General features: G+C 67.5%; 10 protein-coding genes. 7 read left to right on the forward strand and 3 right to left on the reverse strand.

Translation table 11 applies throughout. The features are described from left to right. Window positions 1-148: 148 nt before the first annotated feature. On the reverse strand, window positions 149-1021 hold the full coding sequence (locus ACRDTL_RS19880) for a class I SAM-dependent methyltransferase (RefSeq protein ID WP_431508410.1): 873 nt from the start codon (window positions 1019-1021) through the stop codon (window positions 149-151). Next, window positions 1021-1617 (reverse strand): DUF2249 domain-containing protein, encoded by a 597-nt coding sequence (locus ACRDTL_RS19885; protein ID WP_431508411.1) that lies wholly within the window; start codon window positions 1615-1617, stop codon window positions 1021-1023. Before ACRDTL_RS19885 ends, ACRDTL_RS19880 begins: the two co-directional genes overlap by 1 nt. Window positions 1618-1760: 143 nt before the next feature. On the opposite strand from ACRDTL_RS19885, the gene fdxA reads away from it, so the two are divergent. The 6 genes from fdxA to ACRDTL_RS19915 all read left to right on the forward strand — a co-directional run bounded on the left by fdxA (window position 1761) and on the right by ACRDTL_RS19915 (window position 5104). Continuing rightward, on the forward strand, window positions 1761-2117 hold the full coding sequence (gene fdxA / locus ACRDTL_RS19890) for a ferredoxin (RefSeq protein ID WP_431508412.1): 357 nt from the start codon (window positions 1761-1763) through the stop codon (window positions 2115-2117). A gap of 80 nt (window positions 2118-2197) precedes the next feature. After that, window positions 2198-2797, forward strand: a complete 600-nt coding sequence (locus tag ACRDTL_RS19895; RefSeq protein WP_431508413.1) for a helix-turn-helix transcriptional regulator — start codon at window positions 2198-2200, stop codon at window positions 2795-2797. Further along, window positions 2794-3219, forward strand: coding sequence for a hypothetical protein (locus ACRDTL_RS19900; protein ID WP_431508414.1), 426 nt, complete (start codon window positions 2794-2796; stop codon window positions 3217-3219). The genes ACRDTL_RS19895 and ACRDTL_RS19900 overlap by 4 nt, the downstream gene beginning before the upstream one ends. A 40-nt stretch (window positions 3220-3259) precedes the next feature. After that, window positions 3260-3601 carry a cupin domain-containing protein gene (locus ACRDTL_RS19905; RefSeq protein ID WP_431508415.1) on the forward strand — a complete coding sequence of 114 codons (342 nt, stop codon included), beginning with the start codon at window positions 3260-3262 and terminating at the stop codon, window positions 3599-3601. A gap of 9 nt (window positions 3602-3610) precedes the next feature. Further along, the gene (locus tag ACRDTL_RS19910) at window positions 3611-4567 is read left to right on the forward strand and encodes an NAD(P)H-dependent flavin oxidoreductase (RefSeq protein ID WP_431508416.1); all 957 of its coding nucleotides are present in this window, start codon (window positions 3611-3613) and stop codon (window positions 4565-4567) included. 75 nt (window positions 4568-4642) lie between these two features. Next, the gene (locus ACRDTL_RS19915; RefSeq protein ID WP_431508417.1) at window positions 4643-5104 is read left to right on the forward strand and encodes a hypothetical protein; all 462 of its coding nucleotides are present in this window, start codon (window positions 4643-4645) and stop codon (window positions 5102-5104) included. A gap of 32 nt (window positions 5105-5136) precedes the next feature. Here the strand turns inward: ACRDTL_RS19915 and ACRDTL_RS19920 are convergent, their stop codons facing one another. Then, a complete protein-coding gene (locus ACRDTL_RS19920; protein WP_431508418.1) occupies window positions 5137-5634 on the reverse strand; it encodes a DUF1990 family protein in 498 nt (165 codons plus the stop codon). A 58-nt stretch (window positions 5635-5692) separates the two neighbouring features. On the opposite strand from ACRDTL_RS19920, the gene ACRDTL_RS19925 reads away from it, so the two are divergent. Further along, window positions 5693-6562 carry an aldo/keto reductase gene (locus ACRDTL_RS19925; protein WP_431508419.1) on the forward strand — a complete coding sequence of 290 codons (870 nt, stop codon included), beginning with the start codon at window positions 5693-5695 and terminating at the stop codon, window positions 6560-6562. The last annotated feature ends 153 nt before the right edge of the window (window positions 6563-6715 follow it).

Genomic DNA, 6715 nt, shown 5'->3' on the forward strand with positions numbered 1-6715 from the left:
ACCGGAAGTGCCTTTCTCGTCGGGTCAGATTGTTGTGTGGAAACTCCAATCATCCCAGCTCAGAAGGCACTTTCCTCATACCGACACCCGAACCACCGTCAATTCATCCGTGGATCGAGGCTAAGGCCCGAAATTGCCCGGAGCCCGGTTAGGTGGCCGGTTTGTGCGCGACAATCGCCACGGCGATCAATCGGTCGCGGTGTTTGCGGAAGGTGCGGCGCATGATCAACACGCGCCGGCGGGCGTCGTGGTGGGTGAGCAGATTCTTGGCGAACCGCAGCGCCCCCCGCAGACCCTCGTCGGCGATCAGCCGCCGCGGCTGCAACAGCGCCATCGGTGCCGTTGCGACGTCGTCGACGACCAGCCCGCGGTCGGCCAGCAATTGTGTCCATTCGGCCACCGTCAACGGGCGGGCATTGACCTTGATCGCACGCGCGAGAGACTGCCGGACGTCGGTCTTGACCTCGTCGGAGATGGTGTCCGGCGTGAGTGCGAGTTCGTGAATGGCGTAGCGCCCACCCGGCCGCAGCACTCGCGCCGCCTCGGCGACGATGCTGTCCTTGGTCGTGTCGTTCTGCATGGTGAGCATCGCCTCCCCGATCACGACATCTCTGCTGGCGTCAGGCAATCCGGTGTCGGCGGCGTCGGTGACCCGGACGTCCCCGTACCCGGCGACGATGCCCCGCACCGTTCCCGCGGCGTCGGGGTCCTGCTCAGCGCCGATATACGACCGGGGGTGGTGGGTAAGGATCTCGGTCGCGGTGCGGCCCATCCCCGGGGCCAACTCGAGCACGTCGGCGTCGGCGATACCGGCACTGCCCAGCAGAGTGCGGGTGAGCCCGATGCCACCCGGGCGCAGCACCCGCTTTCCCAGCCGCGCCAGCAGCCAGTGCCCCTGCACGGCGTCGTCGGCGGCGACCCGCTGCGCCCGGCTCCGCCGCGCTGGCGATCGCCGCGCGTCGTCGCCACGGCTTGCCTGCGGTATCGCGTCAGGTTGAACGTTTCGCTGTGGGTCGCTCATCAGACGGCCTGTCGCACAGTCGGTGTCAGGGGCAGGATTTCTCGCTTCTGGTGCACGGTCAGGTAACGCAACCCGTCCGGGCCGGCGCTGAACTGGCGGCGTGATCGTTTCGGCAGCCACAGCAGGGCGCCGGGGGCAAGGTCGATATCGCCTTGCTCGGTGGTCAGTCGTCCACTGCCGGAAAGCACGTGGATCAACACGTCGACATCGGCCCCGGTGTGGGCGTCGATCCCGCCGCCCGGCGCGAGCGCGATGACGTTCGAGTCCAGGTCGCGCTCGCGGACCTCCAGCTTCCACACCGCCCCGGTGACGTCGGCGGCGTCGGCCACGTCAGCGGTATTGGCAAGGATGCGGGGGAGTGGGGTGCTGGCCAGTTTGGTGATCCGGATCCGCCAGACCTTGGGACCCTTCTCGACGTACTCCCAGCCGTAACTGCCGGCATGGTCGGTCTCGAACTCGTCGTGCAGATGCTTCGGATCGTGGTTGTTGACGAGCACGAACGATTCGCCGGCCGCAAGCCCGCCATAGGTGGCGAAGATCGTCGGGTGCTTGTCCGGCTTGCGCAGCTCTCGGACGTCGAGTTCGGTGTCTACCATTGGGTTTCGCCCTTTCAGAGTTTTTACAATGTAGCTTGTGGAAACACTACCGCATTACCGGCATGCCAGGGAAGCCTCGCCTATCTTGCGCGGCTGAAACCCAGCTCTAGTTTTTACAAATCAACTTGTGTAAACTCCACGGCATGACCTACGTGATCGGGAAGCCATGCGTTGATGTCTTGGACCGGGCCTGCGTGGAGGAGTGCCCGGTCGACTGCATCTACGAGGGCGGTCGCGCCCTCTACATCCACCCGGACGAATGTGTGGATTGCGGGGCCTGCGAGCCGGTCTGCCCGGTTGAGGCGATCTACTACGAAGACGATCTCCCCGAAGATCTGCAACCGTACCTGGCGGACAACGCGGTGTTCTTCGCCGAGACGCTGGCGGGACGCGACGAGCCGCTCGGTTCGCCGGGCGGGGCGGCTAAGCTCGGCGCGCTCGGTGTCGACACGCCATTGGTGGCCGGCCTGCCGAAAGCCGACGAATCTGCGGGAGAATAAGCGACATCGTCAAGTCAGTAGAGGAACCCGTCGGCCGCCGCCGTGACGTACTACGAGTATTGAAGGCGGCGACCGCTCCGATGAGCATCGTCGCGATCGCCCGCGAGCTTGACGTGCACCCCAATACCGTTCGCTTCCATCTCGACACGTTGGTCAGCGACGGCCGGGTGGAGCAGGTCGCGCTGGACCACAAAGGGCCGGGCCGGCCGCCGCTGATGTTCCAGGCGACCCGCCAGATGGATCGCGGCGGCCCGCGGCGTTACCGGCTTCTGGCCGAGATCCTCACGATGGGCTTCGCCGCGGACCGTGACCCGCGCGCCAAGGCGCTGGCGGCCGGCCGGGCATGGGGCCGGCGATTGAAGCCGCCGACCGGAACGGGCGTCCGGTCCGAAGCAGGCGGTCCCCTCGAAATAGGGGAATCGATCGAGCAACTGATGGACGTGCTTGACGAGTTGGGGTTTGCGCCCGAACGTCGCGGTGAGACGCAGGTCGGACTGCGGCACTGTCCATTCCTGGAGCTGGCCGAAGCCTCACCTGCCGTGGTCTGCCCGATCCACCTGGGCCTGATGCAGGGAATGCTGGAGACTTGGCAGGCACCGATCAAGGTCGACCGGCTCGACTCGTTCGCCGAACCGGATCTGTGCCTGGCCCATCTCGGCCCGCAGGGCACTGCCAGATGAGCACCTGGCCGGCGGTCGCGGTTGCGGTCACCTTTCTCTGGTTGGGCATGGTGCTGGCAATTTCGTTTCTCGAAGCGCCACTGAAGTTCCGCGCACGGGGCGTCACACTGCCGATCGGGCTCGGCATCGGCCGTCTGGTCTTCCGCGCGCTCAACAGCGTGGAGGTCGTTTTCGCCGTGGTGATCCTGGCGACCGCCGTGGCCGGCCCGCCTCAGGCCGCTGTCACGGTGGCGTTCATCGTCGCGTTCGCGACGCTGGGCCTGCAATTGGGGGCGGTGCGGCCGCGGTTGAACCGCCGCTCCGATGCGGTGGTCGACGGCCTCGAGGCGCCGCGTTCGCGTGGTCACTACGTTTATGTCGGCCTCGAGCTGATCAAGGTGCTCGCGTTGGCCGGGGCCGGGATTCTTCTACTATCCAGCTGAGGGACTTCTGACAGCCGACCCCGGACGGAAAGGCGCATTGATGCAATCCATCTCGCTGACCAGTTTGGCCGCCGAACAACTGGCCGCCGCACAAAAAGCGCACAGCAGCCGGGCGGCGCACACCATTCACGGCGGCCATGCCCTCGAGCTCCGCCAGACCGTGGTGGCCATGCTCACCGGGCAGAAACTGCAAGAACACGACAGTCCCGGAGAGGCGACCCTACAGGTCCTCGAGGGACGCGTACGGCTCACCACCCGCGACGAGGCGTGGGAGGGCAAGGCCGGCGACTATGTCACCATCCCGCCGGTGCGGCACGCCCTGGAGTCGATCGAGGACTCGGTGGTCATCCTCACCGTGGTGAAGAACATCCCGTCGGCGTAGCCGGGCGCTGTGCTGGCGACGCCATGGTCACGCGGTCTGGGACTGCGGGTGCCGATCATCAACGCCCCGATGGGCGGAGCTGCCGGCGGACGGCTGGCCGCCGCGGTGACCGCGGCGGGGGGGCTGGGCATGGTCGGCATGGGCAGTGCCGGGTCGACGTCGGCGCTGAATGGCGAGCTGCAATACGTCCGCGGCCCGTTCGGAATCGGCTTGGTGGACTGGGTGATCCGCCGGGAGCCGGAACTGCTCGATGCCGCGCTGGCCGCGCGGCCCGTCCTGCTGTCGGTCAGCTTCGGTACCGACTGGTCATGGGTCTCTCGCGCGCATGGCGCCGGAATCACTGTCGCGACACAGGTTTACGACAGCGTCGAGGCGCGGCGGGCACAAGATAGCGGAGTCGACGTCGTGGTGGCGCGTGGCGCCGAAGGCGGCGGACACGGCACGGCAACGATCGCGACGCTGCCGCTGCTGGACGCCGTACTGGACGCGGTGTCGGTACCGGTGTTGGCCGCCGGTGGCATCGCCTCGCCGCGCAGCCTGGCAGCGGTGCTGGCCGCCGGCGCCAGTGGGGCGTGGGTGGGTACCTGCCTGTCGGCCTGCGCGGAGGCGTTGACCAGCGACGCCACCCGCCGGGCGCTGATCGCCGCCCGCGAGACCGACACCACCGCCACCCGGGTGTTCGACATCGCTCGCGGCTTCTCCTGGCCGGGCCGGTTCCCGTCGCGGGTGCTGCGCAACGACTTCGCCGCACGGTGGGCCGGCCGCGAAGACGCGCTTGCCGACGACCCCGGCGCCGGGGCAGAGCTCGCCGCCGCGATCGCCGCCGAGGATTACCGCATCGCGCCGGTCGACGCCGGCCAGGGCGTCGGGATGATCACCGAGGTGGCGTCGGCGGGCGACGTCATCGAGCGGATGTGCACCGGCGCGGAACACCTGCTCGCGGCCTGGGGTCGCGGGTCTTTCTAACAGGTAAAAGTCTTGACGATAGATTCTACCCGTTCTAACATAAAAATTATGATCTCTTAGAACGAAGGAGTCGTCATGAGTACTTACCAAACGCCCGCAACGCCTACTCTCCGGGAGCGGTTGAAGGATCCGAAGTTCGAGGCGTTCTTCGTGCTACGCACCCTGTTCACCGTCGCGCCGATCTTGTTCGGCTTGGACAAGTTCTTCAATCTCCTGCCCACCGACCCGGATCGCTGGAGCAAGTATCTGGCCCCCTGGATCGATCACATCCTCCCCGGTGATGCGACAACCGGCATGTACCTGGTCGGGATCATCGAGATCGTGGCCGGAGTGCTGGTCGCGGTCGCGCCGCGGATCGGCGGCTGGGTGGTCGCAGCCTGGCTGGCCGGGATCATCGTCGACCTGCTCACGCTGTCCGGCTATTACGACATCGCGTTGCGCGACTTCGGTCTGCTGGTATCCGCGGTCGTGTTGGCCCGGCTGGCTCAAGCCGTCCACGCCGACGCCGTCCACCACGACAGGGCCGCGCATCACTGACTGCGTGCGTCCCTGACCGGCCGCCCGGTGCGTCACACCGCGCGCACGTAGCGCTTGGCGATGACGCGCTGGGCCAACGTCGTGATCGGCCCGCCGGCCCTGGTCCACCACGTCACCGGCCGGGAGAACGCCGACACCTCCGCGAACACCGCGGCCGTCACCGGGTCGTGGCGCACCACGAACCGTTCCTCGCCGGACTCGGGGTGACCCGGCAGCGTGCCGTAGGCGAATCCCCGTACCTCGGGTTCGTCGATCACGTAGACGACGCGGCAAGGCGCCTGCAGGAAACCGATACCGACCAGCGCCACCGCGCCGACCGTCACGACTTCGCTGCTGGCTATCACCCGCAGTCCGGCGCCGCGCTGCATGCCCCAGTGCATGAGCGCATCGGCGGCGTCGTCGAAGCGTTTTTGACCCGCGCCGATTTGCGTCGCGAAGCCGAGGTGGCGGTAGCCCGGTGGCGGCGGTCCGGCGGTCGCGCCCACTTCGGGATAGGTCAGCGGCAGATCGGCCAGCGTGTGCAAGTCCACGCGCCCAGCTTGCCATGCCCTCGCGGCCGATAGGTTTTCCCGGCGTACGGTCGGCGCTATGACAACCATCGCCCAGGCATCCGGAACGTTCACCCTCGGCGGCGACCTGACAGTCAACCGGCTCGGCTTCGGCGCGATGCGCCTCACCGGCAAGGGGGTGTGGGGGCCGCCGGCCGACCGCGCCGAATGTGTGCGGGTGTTGCGCCGCGCAGTTGAGCTCGGTGTCAACTTCATCGACACCGCCGACTCGTATGGCCCCTACGTGTCCGAGGAGATCATCCGCGAGGCCCTGCATCCCTACGACGGTCTGCTCATCGCGACCAAGGCCGGGCTGCTGCGCACCGGGCCGGATGTCTGGATCCCGCTCGGCAATCCGCACTATCTGCGTCAGGAATGCGAGATGAGCCTGCGCCGCCTCGGCGTCGAGCGCATCGACCTGTTCCAGCTGCACCGCATCGACCGGCACGTTCCGCCGGAAGACCAGATCGGCGAGCTGGTCGCGCTGCAAAAGGAGGGCAAGATCCGCCACATCGGCCTGTCCGAGATCACCGTCGAGCAACTGACGGCCGCCCGGCAGATCACGACGATCGTGTCGGTGCAGAACGAGTACAACCTGGCCAAGCGCACCGCCGGACCGCTGCTGGACGCCGCGACCGAGCAGAACATCGGCTTCATCCCGTGGTTCCCGCTGGCCGCCGGACCGCTCGCGGCGCCCGACGGGCCGCTGCGGCAGATCGCCGCCGACCACCACGCGACGCCCTCGCAGCTGGCGCTGGCCTGGCTGCTGAAGCGTTCGCCGGTGGTGCTGCCGATCCCGGGCACGTCCAGCGTGGCGCACCTGGAGGAGAACCTCGCCGCCGCGCAGATCACGCTGTCCGACGACGACTTCGGCGCGCTGACAGCTGCGGGTGGCCACCAGGGCGATTGATTCTGCGGCTACGGTGCAAACGTGCGAGCTTGGATTCAAGCGGTCGCTGCAACAAAGGCGGACGGGTCTGAGAGTAGTCGGTTGAGTTCTTCGGCGGGGGTGCGCCAGCCGAAGCGCTTGCGGGGACGCGCGTTGAGTTCGGCCGCGACGTTG

The sequence above is a fragment of the Mycobacterium sp. genome (assembly GCF_050700595.1).
GTDB lineage: Bacteria > Actinomycetota > Actinomycetes > Mycobacteriales > Mycobacteriaceae > Mycobacterium.